19 protein-coding genes and 2 pseudogenes are annotated in these 17,624 nt (G+C 64.5%); 10 read left to right on the top strand and 11 right to left on the bottom strand.

The window, feature by feature from the left end:
* The 5 genes from GGR23_RS01455 to GGR23_RS01435 all read right to left on the bottom strand — a co-directional run bounded on the left by GGR23_RS01455 (position 1) and on the right by GGR23_RS01435 (position 4,489).
* Positions 1-1,026 carry a MotA/TolQ/ExbB proton channel family protein gene (locus GGR23_RS01455; RefSeq protein WP_183364330.1) on the bottom strand — a complete coding sequence of 342 codons (1,026 nt, stop codon included), beginning with the start codon at positions 1,024-1,026 and terminating at the stop codon, positions 1-3.
* Positions 1,027-1,367: 341 nt separating this feature from the next.
* The gene (locus tag GGR23_RS01450) at positions 1,368-2,168 is read right to left on the bottom strand and encodes an inositol monophosphatase family protein (protein ID WP_183364329.1); all 801 of its coding nucleotides are present in this window, start codon (positions 2,166-2,168) and stop codon (positions 1,368-1,370) included.
* Positions 2,169-2,346: 178 nt separating this feature from the next.
* The gene (locus GGR23_RS01445) at positions 2,347-2,691 is read right to left on the bottom strand and encodes a YkgJ family cysteine cluster protein (protein ID WP_183364328.1); all 345 of its coding nucleotides are present in this window, start codon (positions 2,689-2,691) and stop codon (positions 2,347-2,349) included.
* Complete coding sequence (locus tag GGR23_RS01440; RefSeq protein WP_183364327.1) at positions 2,688-3,827, bottom strand: tetratricopeptide repeat protein; 1,140 nt, start codon at positions 3,825-3,827, stop codon at positions 2,688-2,690. Before GGR23_RS01440 ends, GGR23_RS01445 begins: the two co-directional genes overlap by 4 nt.
* An 8-nt stretch (positions 3,828-3,835) precedes the next feature.
* Positions 3,836-4,489: a thiamine phosphate synthase gene (locus tag GGR23_RS01435; protein ID WP_183364326.1), complete on the bottom strand. Its 654-nt coding sequence runs from the start codon at positions 4,487-4,489 to the stop codon at positions 3,836-3,838.
* Positions 4,490-4,596: 107 nt separating this feature from the next.
* On the opposite strand from GGR23_RS01435, the gene GGR23_RS01430 reads away from it, so the two are divergent.
* Positions 4,597-5,361 carry a sulfite exporter TauE/SafE family protein gene (locus tag GGR23_RS01430; protein ID WP_183364325.1) on the top strand — a complete coding sequence of 255 codons (765 nt, stop codon included), beginning with the start codon at positions 4,597-4,599 and terminating at the stop codon, positions 5,359-5,361.
* A 111-nt stretch (positions 5,362-5,472) separates the two neighbouring features.
* On the top strand, positions 5,473-5,739 hold the full coding sequence (locus tag GGR23_RS01425; RefSeq protein ID WP_183364324.1) for an ArsR/SmtB family transcription factor: 267 nt from the start codon (positions 5,473-5,475) through the stop codon (positions 5,737-5,739).
* A 324-nt stretch (positions 5,740-6,063) separates the two neighbouring features.
* Here GGR23_RS01425 and GGR23_RS01420 read toward each other — a convergent pair whose 3' ends face one another.
* Positions 6,064-6,234: a YdcH family protein gene (locus GGR23_RS01420; protein WP_183364323.1), complete on the bottom strand. Its 171-nt coding sequence runs from the start codon at positions 6,232-6,234 to the stop codon at positions 6,064-6,066.
* Between the two features lie 204 nt (positions 6,235-6,438).
* Here GGR23_RS01420 and GGR23_RS01415 point away from each other — a divergent pair, with 204 nt between their 5' ends.
* The 6 genes from GGR23_RS01415 to GGR23_RS01390 all read left to right on the top strand — a co-directional run bounded on the left by GGR23_RS01415 (position 6,439) and on the right by GGR23_RS01390 (position 10,310).
* A complete protein-coding gene (locus GGR23_RS01415) occupies positions 6,439-6,642 on the top strand; it encodes a YdcH family protein (protein WP_183364322.1) in 204 nt (67 codons plus the stop codon).
* 21 nt (positions 6,643-6,663) lie between these two features.
* Positions 6,664-7,158, top strand: coding sequence for a 5-(carboxyamino)imidazole ribonucleotide mutase (purE, locus tag GGR23_RS01410; protein WP_183364321.1), 495 nt, complete (start codon positions 6,664-6,666; stop codon positions 7,156-7,158).
* Complete coding sequence (locus GGR23_RS01405; RefSeq protein ID WP_183364320.1) at positions 7,158-8,219, top strand: 5-(carboxyamino)imidazole ribonucleotide synthase; 1,062 nt, start codon at positions 7,158-7,160, stop codon at positions 8,217-8,219. The genes purE and GGR23_RS01405 overlap by 1 nt, the downstream gene beginning before the upstream one ends.
* A 182-nt stretch (positions 8,220-8,401) precedes the next feature.
* Positions 8,402-8,527 (top strand): type B 50S ribosomal protein L36, encoded by a 126-nt coding sequence (gene ykgO / locus GGR23_RS01400; protein WP_183364319.1) that lies wholly within the window; start codon positions 8,402-8,404, stop codon positions 8,525-8,527.
* A gap of 85 nt (positions 8,528-8,612) precedes the next feature.
* Positions 8,613-9,254, top strand: a complete 642-nt coding sequence (locus GGR23_RS01395) for a tetratricopeptide repeat protein (RefSeq protein WP_183364318.1) — start codon at positions 8,613-8,615, stop codon at positions 9,252-9,254.
* Between the two features lie 45 nt (positions 9,255-9,299).
* Positions 9,300-10,310 (top strand): alpha/beta fold hydrolase, encoded by a 1,011-nt coding sequence (locus GGR23_RS01390; protein WP_183364317.1) that lies wholly within the window; start codon positions 9,300-9,302, stop codon positions 10,308-10,310.
* A 49-nt stretch (positions 10,311-10,359) separates the two neighbouring features.
* On the opposite strand, the gene pyk is transcribed toward GGR23_RS01390, so the two are convergent.
* Entirely contained in the window at positions 10,360-11,799 is a 1,440-nt protein-coding gene (pyk, locus tag GGR23_RS01385; RefSeq protein WP_183364316.1) for a pyruvate kinase, read from the bottom strand.
* On the bottom strand, positions 11,796-12,272 hold the full coding sequence (locus tag GGR23_RS01380; RefSeq protein ID WP_183364315.1) for a DUF1036 domain-containing protein: 477 nt from the start codon (positions 12,270-12,272) through the stop codon (positions 11,796-11,798). Before GGR23_RS01380 ends, pyk begins: the two co-directional genes overlap by 4 nt.
* A 186-nt stretch (positions 12,273-12,458) precedes the next feature.
* On the opposite strand from GGR23_RS01380, the gene GGR23_RS01375 reads away from it, so the two are divergent.
* Positions 12,459-13,274 (top strand): N-formylglutamate amidohydrolase, encoded by an 816-nt coding sequence (locus GGR23_RS01375; RefSeq protein WP_183364314.1) that lies wholly within the window; start codon positions 12,459-12,461, stop codon positions 13,272-13,274.
* A 139-nt stretch (positions 13,275-13,413) separates the two neighbouring features.
* The gene (locus GGR23_RS01370) at positions 13,414-13,668 is read left to right on the top strand and encodes a DUF2312 domain-containing protein (protein ID WP_183364313.1); all 255 of its coding nucleotides are present in this window, start codon (positions 13,414-13,416) and stop codon (positions 13,666-13,668) included.
* Between the two features lie 83 nt (positions 13,669-13,751).
* Here GGR23_RS01370 and GGR23_RS01365 read toward each other — a convergent pair whose 3' ends face one another.
* The 3 genes and pseudogenes from GGR23_RS01365 to GGR23_RS01360 form a co-directional block, all read right to left on the bottom strand.
* Positions 13,752-15,545: a peptidoglycan L,D-endopeptidase MepK gene (locus GGR23_RS01365; RefSeq protein ID WP_183364900.1), complete on the bottom strand. Its 1,794-nt coding sequence runs from the start codon at positions 15,543-15,545 to the stop codon at positions 13,752-13,754.
* Between the two features lie 357 nt (positions 15,546-15,902).
* Positions 15,903-16,106 (bottom strand): annotated as a pseudogene (locus GGR23_RS23580) (helix-turn-helix domain-containing protein); the annotation flags it as partial.
* A gap of 117 nt (positions 16,107-16,223) precedes the next feature.
* Positions 16,224-17,456, bottom strand: a pseudogene (locus GGR23_RS01360) (sigma-54-dependent transcriptional regulator); the annotation flags it as partial.
* Positions 17,457-17,624: the final 168 nt, after the last annotated feature.

The following is a 17,624-nucleotide window of genomic DNA, read 5'->3' as shown; positions in this document are numbered from 1 at the left end:
TCAGCGCTCCTTGAGGCTCTCGGCGAGCCGGTCGAGCGTGCGGCGCATGGCCTTCGTTTCTTCCTGCTGCGCCTCGATCCAGTTGCGCAGCATCTGCTGTTCGCCGCGCATGGTCTTCACCAGCCCCTGGATGCCTTCCGCCAGATGCGCCGTCGCCTCCGACAGACGGCCCGAATCCCCGCCTTCCACCGACAGCCGTTCGAGCTGTTCGGTGATCAGACGCAGCTCTTCGACCGGCGCACCGGGGATGGGAGCGACCTGTGGGGCGCGGTCGCGGTTGACATCGGTCACGGAGGACAGCCAGTCCTCCAGTTCGGTGTAGAAGCGGTTCTGGGCCCGGCCGGCCTGCAGATCGAGAAAGCCGAGGATCAGGGAGCCGGAAAGGCCGAGCAGCGAGGACGAGAAGGCGGTGCCCATGCCGGAGAGCGGCGCCGAAAGCCCCTCCTTCAGCGAAAGCAGCACGGCCGACGCATCGCCCGTCCCGGGATCGAGCGTCTGGATGACCTGGTTGATCGAGGCAATGGTGCCGAGCAGGCCCCAGAACGTGCCGAGCAGGCCGAGGAAGACCAGCACCCCGATGAGATAGCGGGAGATGTCGCGCGTTTCGTCAAGTCTGGTTGCGATGGAATCGAGGATAGAGCGCAGCGCCGAGGGCGTGATCGCCATGGTCTCCTGATTGCCGATCAGCGCCCGCATCGGCGCCAGAAGCTTCGGCTCGCGACCCACCCGGTCCGCATGGCCGGCGGCGCGGAAGCTGTTGAACCAGTTCACCTCGGGCCGCAAACCCAGCACATGGGAAAAGACGAGGATGATGCCGATGAGCTCCACGCCGAGGATCAGGCTGTTCAGCCCGGGATTGGCGATGAAGGCCGTATGGATCTGCCGGTAGAGAATGGCGGCAATGAAGGCGATGATGATCAGGAACAGGATCATCGTCCAGAAAACCGGCATCGGGCTCGAAAGCTTCTTGCCGTAGCGACCGGGGCGGGCTTCCGCCGCGCCTGAAATGGTAGGGTCAATGTTCATGCCGTGCCGATCCCAGATCTCTTCCCCTGGCGCGCAACCGTAGGGACTCCCCGTTACGGCGGCGCATGTTTTCCGGCTGCCGAAGCCAGGCTCCGGCGCAACCGATGCAAAGCCTACCCCAGTCGCGCCCGAAAATGAAACAGTTCTCTCCGGGCAGTCCCGGTCATCCTCATGGATTTCGCCGGCGGAACGGACCTTGCCGGACGGGAATGCGCGGGCGACGGGAAACGTTCCCGTCCGCCACCCGCCTGCCGGGACAAAAGCAGGGGCCAAGACGAAAAAGGCGACGAAACCATCCGGTTTCGTCGCCTCTGAAAGCGGCGGGATCCCCGCGAGCCGGATCAGCGGCTGGGAATCGGGCGATGGGTGACTTCCATCAGTGCCTTGTGGATATGCTCGTTGCCGGCCACGATGGAGCCGGTCTCCAGAATGCTGTTGCCGCCGTTCCAGTCGGAAATGTAACCGCCCGCTTCCTTGATCAGCAGCAGGCCGGCAGCGATGTCCCACGCGGCAAGGTCGTTCTCCCAGAAGCCGTCGATGCGCCCGGCCGCCACATAGGCGAGGTCAAGGGAGGCGGAGGCAAAGCGGCGGACACCGGCGACTTCGCCCATGACATGGCGCAGCTCGACCAGGAATTTGCCGTGGTTGCCGCGGCCGAGATGGGGCACGCCGCAGCCGATCACCGCATCGGACAGCACCCGGCGGGAGGCCACGCGCAGGCGGCGGTCGTTGAGGAATGCGCCACCGCCGCGCTCGGCGGTGTAGAGCTCGTCCATGGCCGGATTGTAGACCACACCCGCGACGATCTCGTTGTTGCGCTCGAGCGCGATCGATACCGCGAAGAGCGGCAGGCCGTGCAGGAAGTTGGTGGTGCCATCGAGCGGATCGACGATCCAGCGATGGGCGCCGTCGGTGCCCTTGATCTCTTCGCTCTCCTCACCGAGGAAACCGTAGGTGGGACGCGCCTTCAGCAGTTCCTCGCGGATGATCTTCTCGGCCTTGCGGTCGGCCTGGGATACGAAATCCCCCGGCCCCTTCATCGAGACCTGGAGGTTCTGTACCTCGCCGAAGTCGCGCGAAAGAGACTTGCCCGCCTTGAGGGCAGCCTGAACCATGACATTGAGAAGTGCTGAACGGGCCATCGGGATGGATTTCCTTGAAGAGCAGACTGGCCCCTGCGGCACGCGCCCAAGCGCGGCAGCAACGGGAAAACACCAGCGATACGTGATATTGCCGCCTCAAGACCACAAAACGCGCACGAATTCAAGGGGAGCGGCTGAAGGAAGCGCCCGCAAGGCGGCTATGCGGGCCGTGCAGGGCTCAGGCCGGCCCCTCCGCACCTAATCCGTCCTGCGGGCCGGCCTCGCCGATGCGATGGGCAGCGCGGGCAATCAGGCATTCGGGATCGCCCGGCATGCAGGCGCGGCAAACCTCCGGACGGACCGCATAGATGGTGCAGGCCACATGCTTTCCCACCTCGCCGGAGAGGGCAAGGCAGCGATCGTTCTCGCAGCGCATGCCGGAGAGATCCGCCGCGACGAAGGCTTCCGGGATCAGCGCGAGCTGGTCGTCGCTTTCCAGCGAGAAGCGGGGCCAGTCCGCGCTGTAGGAGCAGCAGGCGCCACAGGACTGGCAATCGAACGGGACGTCATCCGGCAGGCTCATCGGCGCGGCCGGAACGCGTCGGCGGCGGCTATGGCCTTCTGCTGCTTGTCGTCCTCGATGCCGAGGAAGAAATCCTCGAGCGCGGGATCGGGCAGGCCGGCCCGCCGCGAAATGACATACCACTTCGCCGCCTCCACCGGATCGGGGCGGGTGCCGATCGCCTCGATGAGCAGATGGGCCACCTTGTTTGCAGCGGAAATGTTGCCGCGCTCGGCGGCAATCTTCAGCCACTGGAAGCCGGCCTTCGCATCGCGGGGGCCGGCGGTGCCGTTCACCAGCCAGAGGCCGAGATCCAGCTGGGCGGTGTCGAAGCCGGCACGCGCCGCGCGCTGGAGCCAGGCGAGCGCCTTGAGCTTGCGGTCGGCACCCAGGTCTTCGAGCGCCATGAAGATCTGCGACGCGGCATACTGAGCATCCGCGATGCCCTGCTCGGCGGCGTTGAGATAGTAAGGCAGCGCCTTCTTAAGGCCTTCCGGCCCAGGCTGGTCGGCCACCAGCGTCTGCGCGTAATTGAAGGCAGCCGAGCCATTGCCGAGATCCGCCGACTTCTTCATCAGCGCGTCGGCCTTCGCCTTGTCCTTCTTGACGACCTGGCCTTCCATGAGCATCAGGGCATACTTGAACATGGCGGAAGGATCGCCGTGATCGGCCGCCTGCTGATACCAGAAGGCCGCGGCCTTGATGTCCTGCTTCACGCCGAGACCATTCGACAGCAACTCGCCGATCAGTGTCTGCGCCGCCGCATCCCCAAGCTGCGCCCGCGGCAGGGCCTTTTCCATGGCCGTCAGGAAGAGGCCGCGCTGATAGGCGCCATAGGCCTCGTCGACCGGGCCCTTGTACTCCTTTTCCGGCGGCAAAGGCGGCAGCTCCGCGCCCATGCGTTCGAGAAGGGTCAGCCCACCGCTCTTCTTCTGCTGCTGGTCCTTGTCGCTCGGGGTCAGCGGGCGTGCATTGCCGTCCATCCGCTCCAGCGCATTGTTGTCCTGCGTCAGGCGCCCCTGCTTCAACTGGCCAGGATCAGAGGCCGCCGGCCGATTGACGACCGTATCGGCCGCGAAGGCGGCGGGCGCAAGCCCGGCCAGAAGGCCTGCAGCAAGGGCGAGGGAACGCGAGGCAAGGGTCAGGGTGCGGCTCATGCCTGCTCTCAATCAGCAAACCGTGGCGCTTTTTCGTCGAGGATGGCGTTCACCTCGGCAACGGCCGAGGCAGGCCCCTGCCCCGCACCGAACACGGCCTCGCGCAACGCGACGAATTCCGCACCGCTTTCGGCAACCGCCAGCGCCGATTCCAGCGCCGTGCCGCCCATGACGATGCAGGGGATCTCGATCATGGCGGCCCACCATTCGCCGAGCGCCAGGTTCTTCGGATGCGCCTCCGGCTTGATGTCGCCGTCGAGCTTGCCGAAGAAGATGTAGTCCGGACGGTGTTCGCCCATCTCGAGCGCGGTATGGCGCTCCGTCGCGCCGCCGCCACCGACGATCAGCTTGGGGCTGTGCCGCTCCATCGCTTCCGCGAGGTCGGCGGCATTGCCCTGGATGTGAAGGCCGTCCGCCTTGACCCGGCCGGCAACGCGGCTGTCGCCGGCGATCAGCGCGGCGGCGCCTGCATCCTGGACCAGCGGCACGAGCACGGACGCGCGTTTCTGGAAATCCGCATCCGAGAGGCCGTATTGCGGCAGGATCACGGAGGCGACGTCGCCGCCCCGGAGCGCTGCGGCGAGCGCCTCGCGCCCCCCGTCCTCACCGGCTTGTTCGGGCATGATCAGAACGAGGCGGCAGCGGTCTTCTGGTGAACTCATGGCTTTTTCTCTGGATCGTCGCCCCCAACCGGCCGATGGCCGTGCGGGCACCCTCGTTTCTTCGTCCGGAATCCGATAGACCTCTCCCGACAAAGGATCAACAGTCGATGACTCCAGACACCGCCTTTTATCTGACAGCCATACCCGCCGTCATCCTCATCGGCCTGACAAAGGGCGGGATGGGCGAGGCGCTTTCCATGATGGGAGTGCCCCTTCTCGCCCTCGTGGTTTCGCCGGTGAAGGCAGCGGCCATCCTGCTGCCCGTTCTCATCTTCATGGATTGGGTATCGCTCTGGATCTGGCGCAGGCACGGCAACCGGCAACTGCTTCTCAGCATGCTGCCCGGCGCGCTGGCCGGCATCGGCATCGGCTGGGGAACGGCGGCGCTGGTGCCCGGTTCCATCCTGCGCCTCCTGATCGGCGCGATGACCATCCTCTTCGCCATGCGGTATTTCTGGAACCGCTACCGCGCCTGGCGGGGGGCAGTCCTTGCCGTTCGCGGCCAGAACCGCGTGGCGGCAAGCTTCTGGGGTACGCTTTCCGGCTATACCAGCTTCGTGACCCATGCCGGCGGCCCGCCCTTCCAGATCTATGCCCTGCCGCTCGGCCTCGATCCCAAGGAATTCACCGGCACCTCGGTCCGCTTCTTCGCCATCCTCAACCTGGTCAAGCTGGGTGCCTATGCCTCGCTCGGCCAGCTGGACACGGAAAACCTCTGGATCTCGTTCACGCTGCTGCCCTTCGCGCCCTTCGCCACCATGGCCGGCGCCTGGGTGGTGAAGCGGATGCGCCCGGAGACCTATTACCCGCTGATGTATGGCATGGCGCTCCTGGCGGGGCTGCGGCTGTTCTGGACCGGTTTTTCCGGGTGAGGCGGCAGCGCCTTAGCAGCCGCACGCGCAATCTTTTCGCAATGCAAAAACTCGGTTAAGCTTCGCTTGTCCGGCCATTCTCAGCCGGCGTTCAGGATGAGAGCCGCGACCATGTCCAGCATCGATCCGTTTGGTGCCATTGCCGATCCGCACCGCAGGCTTCTGCTCGAGGAGCTGCGGCGCGGGGAAAAGACCGTCTCGGCCCTGGCCGAGGGTTTGCCGATCAGCCGGCCCGCCGTTTCCCAGCATCTCAAGGCCCTGCTCGACTGCGGCCTCGTCACCGTTCATCAGGAAGGCACCCGGCGGTTCTACGCGGTCAATCCGCGCGGCTTCGACAGGGTTTCCCTGTGGCTGGACCAGTTCTGGTCCGAGCCGTGAGCGGCAAAGGCGGCTGATGGATCGTACGGGGGGATGAAGTCCATCGGCGGCCGATGCCCCAGGCGAGGGCGCTGCCGCCGATGGTTTCTTGAGAAAAGGCCGGATTGCTGACGATCCCGGTGCCGACATGCCCCACTGGCTGTCGCGACCTGCGTCCTGCCGGCTGCGAAACGGACCTCTGCCCGTCCTGTTATTCTGTTGAGGCCCTATCGGGCCTTGCCGGGTGCCGGCACTCGACGCGTTACGGAAGCGCGCACCCGGTCCTTACCGTGTTTGTTGTGCCTTACCACCCTCCTCTGGCGTCAGGCGCTCCGTTGGCGGCAATCAGTGCCGCGTCTTCAGGCGTTCCATCTCATCCTTCAAGCGAAGCTTGCGGCGCTTGATTTCGGCGATCTGCTGATCGTCCATAGAAGGCGATGCCATTGCGGAGTGGAGTTCTTTTTCAAGGGCGACATGCTTCTGTTCAAGCGATTTCAGATGAGCCTCAATGGTCATATGAATGTCCTTCCTCTCATTTTTTGCCCGGGCGAGCCGGGGCTCGTGGTCAACAAAGGGAGTGTGACACGATTATTACAGTTTGTCGAAGGCGATTTCTGACGCAGGCCTAACTTCCCGTTACCGGTATTTGGTGATAGGAGCTTGCGCTAAAGACGGGGATACGGACACAATGTCCGCACGACTGGAATGGGGATGGCAGGCATGGCTGATCAGGATCAGGCAGAAATAAGGCTCATTGTCGCGAGGCTTCGCCAGGAGCATGAAGACTATGATGCCGCCATCAACGCCATGATCCAGACGGGCTGCGACATGCTTCGCATCCAGCGGATGAAAAAGAAGAAACTCGCCCTCAAGGACAAGATCACCAAGCTTGAGGACCAGATCATTCCCGACATCATCGCCTGACGCGAAGCCGAGGAGTCCGAGATGACCGAAAGACCTCCGGTCGCCATCATCATGGGGAGCCAGTCCGACTGGGAAACCATGAAGAACGCTGCCGATACCCTCGATGCGCTCGACATCGCCTATGAGGCCCGTATCGTGTCGGCACACCGCACGCCCGACCGCCTGGTGCGTTTTGCCAAAACGGCACGGGACGAGGGCTTCAAGGTGGTGATCGCCGGTGCCGGTGGCGCCGCCCATCTGCCCGGCATGTGCGCTTCTATGACCCCCCTGCCCGTTTTCGGCGTTCCCGTGCAGTCGAAGGCCCTTTCCGGGCAGGACAGCCTGCTGTCGATCGTGCAGATGCCGGCCGGCATTCCGGTCGGCACGCTGGCCATCGGAAAGGCCGGCGCGGTCAACGCGGCGCTGATGGCCGCTGCTGTGCTTGCCCTTTACGACGACGCGCTGGCGGACCGCCTCGACGAATGGCGCGAGCGGCAGACCGCCGCCGTTGCCGAATATCCCATGGACGAAGCCTGATGAACAACACCACCATCGGCATCATCGGCGGCGGCCAGCTCGGCCGCATGCTGGCGATGGCCGCCGCGCGCCTGAATTTCCGCACCGTCATCCTCGAGCCCCAGGCCGATTGTCCCGCCGCACAGGTCGCCAACGACCAGATCGTTGCGGCCTATGACGATCCCCAGGCTCTCGACAGCCTCGCCGCCCGCGCCGATGTGGTGACATACGAGTTCGAGAACGTACCTGTCGGGGCCGCCGAACGCCTCGGCTCGCGGCTGCCGGTCTATCCGCCGCCGAAGGCGCTGGAAGTGGCGCAGGATCGCCTCACCGAGAAGCGCTTTCTCAATGCCTGCGGCATTCCCACGGCAGACTTCCGCCCCGTCGACAGCGACGAGGACCTGAAGGCGGCGCTTGCGGCCTTCGGGCATCGGGGCGTGCTGAAGACACGGCGCCTCGGCTATGACGGCAAGGGCCAGAAGGTATATCGCGGGCCCGAGGACCGGCCGGAAGGCGGCTATGCCGAGCTCGGCTCCGTGCCACTGATTCTCGAGAGCTTCGTCGCCTTCGACCGCGAGGTCTCGATCATCGCCGCGCGCGGAAGGGACGGCGAGGTGCGCTGCTACGATCCGGCCGAGAACGTTCACCGCAATGGCATCCTGCACACCTCCACCCTGCCGGCGCGAATCGGCGCGGATACCGCCGAGGCGGCCCGCACCGCTGCGGAGCGCCTGCTCGGCGAGCTGGATTACGTGGGCGTGGTGGGCATGGAATTCTTTGTCCTGCCCGACGGCTCGCTGATTGCCAACGAGATCGCCCCGCGCGTGCACAATTCCGGGCACTGGACCGAGGCCGCCTGCATCGTCTCGCAGTTCGAGCAGCATATCCGCGCGATCGCGGGTCTTCCGCTGGGCGATCCCCGCCGCCATTCGGACTGCGTGATGCAGAATCTCATCGGCGACGATGTCGACGGCGTGCCGGAGTGGCTGGCCACGCCGGATGCCCTTGTGCACCTCTATGGCAAGACCGAAGCGCGGCCGGGCCGCAAGATGGGGCATGTGACCGTGCTTTCCGGCCGCTGAGGCCGGAAAATCGGCGCGTTCATCCACGGCCGTTCCGGCTTTTCCTCCCGGAAACGGTTGACACACAAGGGTCTAGCAGGTAATTGCCTGCCAACCCAAAGAAGCGGGCCGAGAGCACGCTTTGATGTTTCACAGTCACCGGGCGAATTTCGTGTTCCCCGTAAACCTCGCGGATCAGAAAAATGAAGATCAAGAATTCGCTCAAGTCGCTCAAGGCCCGTCATCGCGACAACCGCATCGTGCGCCGCAAGGGCCGCGTCTACATCATCAACAAGCAGAACCCGCGCTTCAAGGCTCGTCAGGGCTGATTGCGCGGCCGGTTCGCCGGCTGTGCCCGGGCTGAACGCAGCCGGGTGCATTTTCAGGTTGGAACCTTTCGGATGGCGGGCTATCATGCCCGCCATGCGCTTTTCTGATGTCCCCCGTTTCCTCGCGGTCCTGCTTGCCCTTGCAGCAACCGCCCATGCCGATGACGAAACCCCTTCGCAGGACGTCATCCAGCAACCCCTGATGCAGCCGCCGCCGGGGACCGGCAGCCTGACCATCGAACCCCGCGCCGTTCGCCTGGATGCCCTCTTTGCCCGTCTCAAGCGGGAAAGCGACCCGGAAGCGGCAAAGGCCATTGCAGGCGAGATCCGGGCGGCCCTGACCGAATCGGACAGCGCGACGGTGGATCTGCTGATGACACGCGCCTCCAACGCGATCGCTTCCAACCAGACCGCAGCCGCATTCGACTATCTCGATCAGGTCACGGTTCTGCGCCCCGACTATGCCGAGGGCTGGAACCTTCGGGCGACCCTGCATTTCGCTCTCGGCAACAACAGAAAGTCGGTTGCCGATATCCGGCGCACGCTTGCCCTCGAGCCGCGTCACCTGGGCGCGCTCTCCGGCCTTGCAGGCATACTCACGCTCGATGGCCGCGACGAGGCGGCGCTCAAGGTCTGGGAAGCCTATCTGGCACTCTATCCGGCGGACCGGACGGCACAGGATCAGGCGCGTGACCTCCTTGAAAAAATGGCCGGCAGCCGCACTTAACACGCGGTGAAGTCCGTTTCGTTTTCCGCTCCCTCAGGTCCCGCCTTGCGCTTTGCCCTTTCTCTCCTTGTCCTTCCGCTTCTCGTGCTTCTGGCGCTGGGCGTTTATTCCTACTTCAAGAGCCGTGCGCTGGAGGCGGCCTATCCCGATATCGGCGAAAGGGTCGATGTCGGCGGCTACAGCCTGAACGCGCTGCATGTCCCCGCGGGACCCGATGCGGACCTGCCGCCGCTGCTCTTCATCCACGGCGCCAGCGGTAACCTGCGCGATCCGGCCGGTGCCTTCCTCGCGCCCCTCAAGGGCCGCGCCGAGATGCTGTTCGTCGACCGGCCCGGTCACGGCTATTCCGACCGCGGCGGCCCCGAAAACGGCATGCCGGACGGCCAGGCTGATGCAATTGCCAAGGTGATGGATCACTACCGCATGCGCCGGGCGATCGTCGTGGCCCATTCCTTCGGCGGATCGATTGCGGCCAGTCTCGCGCTGCAGCACCCCGACAAGGTCCAGGGCCTTCTCTTCCTCGCCGCCGCGACCCATCCCTGGCCCGGTGGCGTCGACTGGTACTACCGCCTCGCCTCCACGCCCGTGATCGGTTGGGTCTTCACCCATACCATCGCCCTGCCTGCCGGGCTGCAGCGCATCGAAAGCGGTGTGGATTTCGTCTTCCACCCAAACAGGGCGCCGGAGAACTATCTCCAGAAGGCCGCGATTCCGCTTGTCCTCAGGCCGGAGACATTCCGCTACAACGCCATCGACGTGGCCAATCTCCACGACTACGTGAGCAGGATAGCGAGACGCTATCCCGAGATTAAGGCACCGACCGTGATCGTCACGGGCGACGAGGATCAGGTCGTGCTCGAAAGCATCCATTCGCGGGGTCTGCACCGGGACATCGCCGGCTCCGAGCTGGTCTGGATCCACGGGCTCGGCCACAAGCCGGATTACATCGCGACCGATCTCGCCATAGCCGCCATGGAGAAACTTGCGGGCAAGCCGCGCGACCTCCAGGCCCTCGCCCGTGCGCTGGAGGCGCGGCTGGCGACAGACGGCACATGAAAAGGGGCGCCGAAGCGCCCCTGTGCCTGTTCCCGAACTGCTGCCCGGATCAGATGCCGCTGAGGCCGTCCGAACCGATGTAAGCGATGCGGAGCATGTTGGTGGCGCCCGGCGTGCCGAGCGGAACGCCGGCGGAGATGATCACCCGGTCGCCGGGCTTTCCGAAGCCTTCGGCGCACACGATGCGGCAGGCGCGGTTCACCATGTCGTCGAGATCGGTCGCATCGCTCGTCACGACGCAGTGCAGGCCCCAGACCACAGACAGACGCCGCGCCGTCTGCATGATGGGCGACAGCGCGATGATCGGCACCTGCGGACGCTCGCGCGCCGCGCGAAGCCCCGTCGTGCCGGACGAGGTGTAGGTGACGATCGCCGACAGCTTCAGCGTCTCGGCGATCTGCCGGGCAGCGAGCGAGATCGCATCGGCGCCGGTCGCCTCGGGCTGCGGACGCTGGGCGTAGATGATGCCGGAGTAATGCGGGTCACGCTCGACGGTGGAGGCGATGGACGCCATGGTCGACACGGCCTCGACGGGATATTCGCCCGATGCCGATTCCGCCGACAGCATCACCGCATCGGCACCTTCAAAGACGGCCGTCGCCACGTCGGAGACTTCGGCGCGGGTGGGAACCGGGGCCGAAATCATCGATTCCAGCATCTGGGTAGCGACCACAACGGGCTTGCCGGCGCGACGGCAGGCGCGGATCATCTGCTTCTGCAGGCCGGGCACCGATTCCAGCGGCATTTCCACGCCGAGATCGCCTCGGGCGACCATGAGTGCATCGGTAAGCTCGATGATCTCGTCAATCCGCTCGATCGCCTGCGGCTTCTCGATCTTCGACATCAGCCCGACGCGGCCGCGGGCGATCTTGCGCACCTCCGCGAGATCCTCCGGTCGCTGGATGAAGGAAAGCGCCACCCAGTCCACATCGTCCGTCGCAAGCACCGCATCGAGATCCGCGCGGTCCTTGTCGGTCAGTGCGCCGACGGGCAGCAGGGTATCGGGAAGGCTCACGCCCTTCTTGTCGGAAATCCTGGTGCCGGCAACGACGGTGCAGACGATCGAGGTGCCGTCGCACTTGTCCGCCTTGAGGGCCAGCTTGCCATCATCGATCAGAAGCCGGTGTCCCGGCTTGACCGCCTGCAGGATTTCCGGATGCGGCAGGTAGACGCGGTTCTCGTCGCCGGGCTCGTCGCGATTGTCGAGAGTGAAGGTCTGGCCGACCTTGAGGTTCACCTTGGTATCGGCAAACTTGCCGACGCGCAGCTTCGGCCCCTGGAGGTCGGCGAGAATGCCGATGGGCCGGCCGCAGCGCGACTCCACGGCGCGGATGCGGGCCACCAGGGTCCGCATCATCTCATGGCTCGAATGGCTCATGTTGATACGGAAGAGATCCGCGCCGGCCTCGTGCAGCTTCTGGATCATGTCCTCTTCGGCAGAAGCCGGTCCGAGGGTGGCGAGAATCTTGACTTTGCGGTTACGCTTCATTGTTTCTGGCTTTCCTGGCTGCCCGAGGCATCGTTCAGCTGTACCATCCAGCCTGCCTGACGGCCCGTGTCATATTCCTTGAAGCCCATCTGCAGATAACCGCGCTTGAAGCAGTCGTTCACGCCGGTGATCTTGAACTTGTCCTGGGCCACGCACATTTTGATGTCGCCGGTCCAACGCCCGCCGCGGGCGGCGTCCTCGGCATAGAGATAGTAGTAGCGGGATTGCAACTTGCCTTCGATCAGCGTTGCACAGGTTGCGGCCGGGATCTGCCACCAGCCCTCCGTCGTCCAGCCTTCCTTGGCCCGGTAGCCGATCGCCACGCCGACAAGGTTCTGGGTGCTGTTGCAGACGCGGAACTCCGCATGTGCCACGCCCGTCACGCCCATTGTCCCGGCAACCACCGCAAGGCCGAAGATAAGCTTCGAAAGAGGATTCCTGAGTGAGATCACGGCTTTCCGCTGGGACTCCATGTTTGTTTGTCCTTTTCACTTCTTGCGACGGCAGGGCGGGAATGTCAACGCAACACCGCCTGCAAATTTAATCGATTGTAATGAAAGAAAGGATGGGCCGGGATCTCGGGGACATTCCATGGTTGCGCTCCTTTCGAAGCCATGCGATCACCACCTCCTGCGACTGACACGAAACGGTTAGAATTCATGCCAACCATGCCTTCGTCTCCGGAAACCGAAGCCTACAGGCCCTTCGAAATCATCCCCGGCGCGCCGCAATCCAGCCTCGTGCTGCTCGCCGATCACGCCACCAACATCGTTCCGGCCCCTTACGGGGATCTCGGGCTTCCGGCCTCCGCCTTCAGCCGTCACATCGCCTATGACATCGGTATCGACCCTCTGACGCGGCAGCTTGCGACGCGTCTCCGATGCCACGCCGTGCTCTCGCGCTTCTCCCGCCTGCTGATCGACCCGAACCGCGGCGAGGACGACCCGACCCTGATCATGAAGATCTCGGATGGCGCGATTGTGACGGGAAACCATCCGATATCTGAGGAGGAATGGCAACGCCGGATCGTGCGTTTCCACCGCCCCTATCACGATGCGGTGGCGGAAACCATCGCTGCCGTCGAGCGGCAAAGCGGAAAAGTGCCGCTCGTGCTGTCGCTTCACTCCTTCACGCCGGTGTGGAAGGGTGTGCCGCGGCCCTGGCACGCCGCCGTGCTCTGGGACAGCGACGGCCGTGCCCCTCTTCCTCTGATCGACCGGCTGAATGCCGCCGGAGATCTGGTGATCGGCGACAACGAACCCTATGACGGCGCCCTCAAGGGCGACACGCTCTACCGCCACTGCATGCGCGCCGGCATCCCCCATGCCCTTCTGGAGGTCCGTCAGGATCTGATCGGCGATGCGGAAGGGGTGGACGCATGGACTGACCGTCTCGCCCCCATTTTCGCCGGTCTCGATGCCGATCCCGCACTGCACAGCCGGCAGCACTTCGTTTCACGCACGGGCCCCTACTGACGGCGCGCAGGCTTTTTCGGGAGGCACGCCGAAAGGGCTTGATTTTGCCGCAAGTTGTGGGCAGGTCAGCAGCCACTCGAATTCAACCCCGCAGCCGTTCCCTCGGAATGCTGGCGGACGAACCAAAGGGATTGCGCACATGGATGAACAGAACACGGTCGAGAACGTCGCGGCAGCCGAGCTTCGGCAGTTCATCGAACGGATCGAACGGCTTGAGGAAGAAAAGCAGACGATCGCCGACGACATCAAGGATGTGTTTGGCGAGGCAAAGGGCCGCGGCTACGACACTAAGGCCATGAAAACCATCATCCGGCTGCGCAAGAAGGACGCGAACGAGCGGCTCGAGGAGGAAACCATCCTGCAGACCTACATGGCGGCGCTCGGCATGGAATGAGCGAAAAGCCATTCCTGCTCCTGAAACAAGAACGCCCGCGATCGGATCGATCGCGGGCGTTCTTGTTTCTATGGTCAGGGACCTCAGTTCGAGGAAGCGGGTTTTGCCGGTGCGCTGCCCGAGAAGCGGCCTGGATCGATGGTCGCCACCTTCGTGGTGAAGCCGCCGGTCACGGGTTGCACGGGCTGGGCACGCATGGCGAGGCTGACGAAGCGCGGTGCCTTCACCTTGCTCGAAGCGTCGTCGAAATGCGCGTTGTTCATCGCCCATTTCGCCAGCATGTCGCCGGTCAGAGGCTTCTGGCCGTTGGCGGCAACGGCGGCATCCTTCGGCGTGGGCCGACCGGCCTTGACCGGCAGGCCCTGGGAGATCGGCGACGCGTCGGCGGAAGCGGCCACGGGCTGGTCGAAGCTGTCGCCGAACGAATCGGACGTGGCGTCCGGATGTCCTTCGAGCGCTGCCACTTCTTCCTCGTTCTCGCCTTCGTCGGTCGTGTAGGCTTCGTCGGTCGCAGCCTGATCCTCTCCGGCAGCCTCTGCGGCCGGAACGGCGGCCACTTCGGGTACGGTCGCGATCGGCCCGCCCTTTGCGGCAAGGGTGCTGTTTTCCAGCTGCGCGGCGGCATCGGGCGAAAGCGCGGCGACTTCCTGCTCGTCCGGAACCGCTTCCTCCGCACCCTCGGCATTCGCGAGGAGGGCCTCGGAACCGGAAGGACGGCTGACGGGAACCGGAACATCGGCAAGCTCGGTTGCCTGGTCGGGCACGCCGAGAGCTGCGGTCTCGATGGCGGCCTCCGGCTGGGCGTCGCCGTTCTGGAGGCGCTTGCCAAGCAGCGTGGGAACCGGAATGTTGTAGGCCTGCAGGTCGGGATAGGATTCTTCGCCCGCCGGCTGCGGCATGGAGGCGGCGGCCAGTGCGGCAGCTGCGGAATTTTCCTGCGGCTCGACCAGCGCGGAAGCGACGCCGCTGTTTCCGACCTGATCGTTGAAGGCCGGACGTCCGAGCGGGATCGGCGCATTGACGGCGACTGCCGGCTCTTCGCCTGCCGCTGCAAGGATCGGCTGCGAGGACGGATTGGTCAGCACCTGCTCCTTGCGGGGCGTGGGTGCCGCCGAGGCAACGGCGGTTTCGGCCGATTCAGCGGATGCATTGTCCTCACCCTCGTCGGCACCGCCGCCAAACAGGAAGGCCAGCAGGCCCTTCTTCTTCGAGCCGCCCGTATCGGCGATCTCGATATGGGTGGAGCCGACGCGGCGCTTGTAATCCGCCATGGCCTCCTGGTAGCCGGGCAGCGGCTTGCCGTCGGAGGGAAGGTGGAGCGTGCGGCCGTTCGGGAAGAGTCGGACCAGTTCCTGGCGGGTCATGCGCGGCCAGGCGCGCACATTGCCCACATCCATGTGCACGAATGGCGAACCGGAGCGCGGATAGAAGCCGACGCCGCCCACCTGCATCTTCATGCCGATCTCGCGCAGCTTTGCGAGCTTCACGTCGGGAATGAAGAAGTCCATGGCCTTGCCGAGCATGTGCTGGCTCTTCTCGGCCACGCCCTTGGTGCGGGAGCGGAGCATGGAATTGGTTTCCGGCGAGCGGAAGCCGCACACGACGTTGATGTAGGTGCGCGAACCGCTCTGGCGATACACTTCCCAGATCAGGTCGAACAGGCGCGGGTCCATCTTGGTCGGCTGGTTGCGCCGCCAGTCGCGCAGGAATCGGTTCAGCTGCTGGAGGCCCTGGCGATCGTAGACGCCATTGCGCTTGAAGGTGATGACTGCCTTTTCGCCGGTATGGACGAAATAGAGCTTGAGGCTGCGCGTTTCCGCCTGGGCATCTGCATGCGAAGCCATGAGCATCGGGGCGGACAAGGCGCCCAGAAGCATTCCCGTGCCGATCAGGCGTGCCGCACGGCGCGTGATCCGAGCCAGAAGGCTTCGGTCATCGGCGTCTTGCCTGCCTGATTTTTCGAAATCGCTGTGCAACTCTAACCCCGTCCCACGTGCTTGAATGCGCGTGCTGCTCCAGATCACCTGTAATTGCGGTCGAACAATGGCAAATTTGCCACAGTTAGACAACCTCTTCATACATAGTGAACAAGTGACTAACAAGTTCTTTACATCTGGTAACAAATCATGCTTGCGCCACCGTTAACCGGAGATCCCGGCTGAAGAATGGCGACAAGCGGGGCGGAGTGGAAGAGACAGGCACTTCCTGGAAGGCCTGCCCCGGGCGAAACGCCATCAGGCGGCCGACTGCAGCGGATCGTCCGGATCGATGCCGTAATCCTTGAGTTTCCGGTACAATGTGGATCGGCCGATGCCGAGTTTGCGGGCCACTTCGCTCATCTGGCCGCGATAGAATTTCAGCGCGAAACGGATGAGCTCCTCCTCCACTTCGGAGAGCTTGCGCACGTCACCGGCAGGGCTGGTGCTGGCAATGGAGGCTGCGGCGGCACGTGTGATGCGCGCTTCCGCCGCATCCGCCTCGCGGGCATGGTCCATCCGCGGTGCGGGTCCGGTTTCGGCAAGTTCCAGTCGGGCGGGCGCCGTCAGGGGCGCAAGGTAGCCCGGCACCTGGGCGGCAATCTGCGGGAAATCCGCCTCGGTCAGTTCGTTGCCTTCGGCCAGCACCACGGCACGGAACATCGCATTCTCGAGCTGCCGGATGTTGCCGGGCCAGTCATAGGCGGTCAGCAGGGCCATGGCCGTCCCCGATATGGTCAGCGTGCCGCGGCGCTTCTGTTCGGCCGAGAAGCGCTGGAGGAAGACGCGCACCAGGTGGGGGATGTCTTCCTTGCGCTTGCGCAGTGCCGGTATGGTGATCGGGAAGACGTTGAGCCGGTAATAGAGATCCTCGCGGAAGCGGCCGGCCTTGACCTCCTCTATGAGATCCTTGTTCGTCGCGGAAATCAGCCGGACATCCACCTTCTGCACCTTGTTGGCGCCGACGGTTTCGATTTCGCCCTGCTGGACGGCGCGGAGCAGCTTGACCTGCACCTCGAGCGGCAGGTCGCCGATTTCGTCGAGGAACAGCGTTCCGCCATCGGCATCGGCAAACTTGCCGCTGTGGCGCTCGGTCGCGCCGGTGAAGGCGCCCTTCTCGTGTCCGAAGAGAATGCTTTCGACGAGATTGTGGGGAATCGCGCCGCAATTGACGGTGACGAAGGGCTTGCCGGCACGGTCGCTCGCCGCCTGGATGGCGCGGGCGACCAGTTCCTTGCCCACGCCCGACTCACCTTCGAGAACCACCGGGATGCCGGATGCGGCAGCGCGCTGGGCAAGCTCCAGCACACGCAGCATGGAGGGGCTTGCAGAGACGATGTCCGAGAACCCGACCGCGCCGTTGCGTCCGCGCCGGCCCGCCTTGGCGCGGGCCTCGCGCTGGTCGAGCTTCAGGGCATTGGCAATCGCGGTTGCGATACGTTCGGGCGAAACGGGCTTGACGACGAAATCGAAGGCGCCGGCCCGCATGGCCTGCACGATCGTCTCGATGCCGCTCTGGCCTGTCTGCACGATGCAGGGCACCTCTATGCCGAGATCGCCGAGTGCATCGAGGAACTGCAGCCCGTCCATCTCCGGCATCACGAGGTCGAGCACGACCACACGGTATTCGACGGCCGCAGCCTTGAGCATCTCGAGGCCGGCCCGACCGTTATCGGCAAGATGCGCGACGTGGCCATGCCGCTCGATGGCGCTCTTGAGCAGGCGCCGCTGGACCGGATCGTCATCTACAACAAGAATGTTTGCCGTCACGTCTGGCTCTCCACATTTCACGCGAGTCCCAAATGGGTTCATTTCAATGGGGGAGCTTGTCAGAGCCTCTTGAACATCTCGTTTTTGGAAATGCTTGCATTTTAGCCACTTTCCCTTTTGGCGGAGGCGTGCGCCCCCGGCGATGGAGCGGCGCGCCGTCTTGTCGAGGCCGCCCCGAGGCAATACATGTCTGTCGACGCCGCTGCCTGC

Source organism: Gellertiella hungarica (assembly GCF_014197145.1).
Classification (GTDB): domain Bacteria; phylum Pseudomonadota; class Alphaproteobacteria; order Rhizobiales; family Rhizobiaceae; genus Gellertiella; species Gellertiella hungarica.
This window is presented reverse-complemented; position numbering and strand designations above follow the sequence as displayed.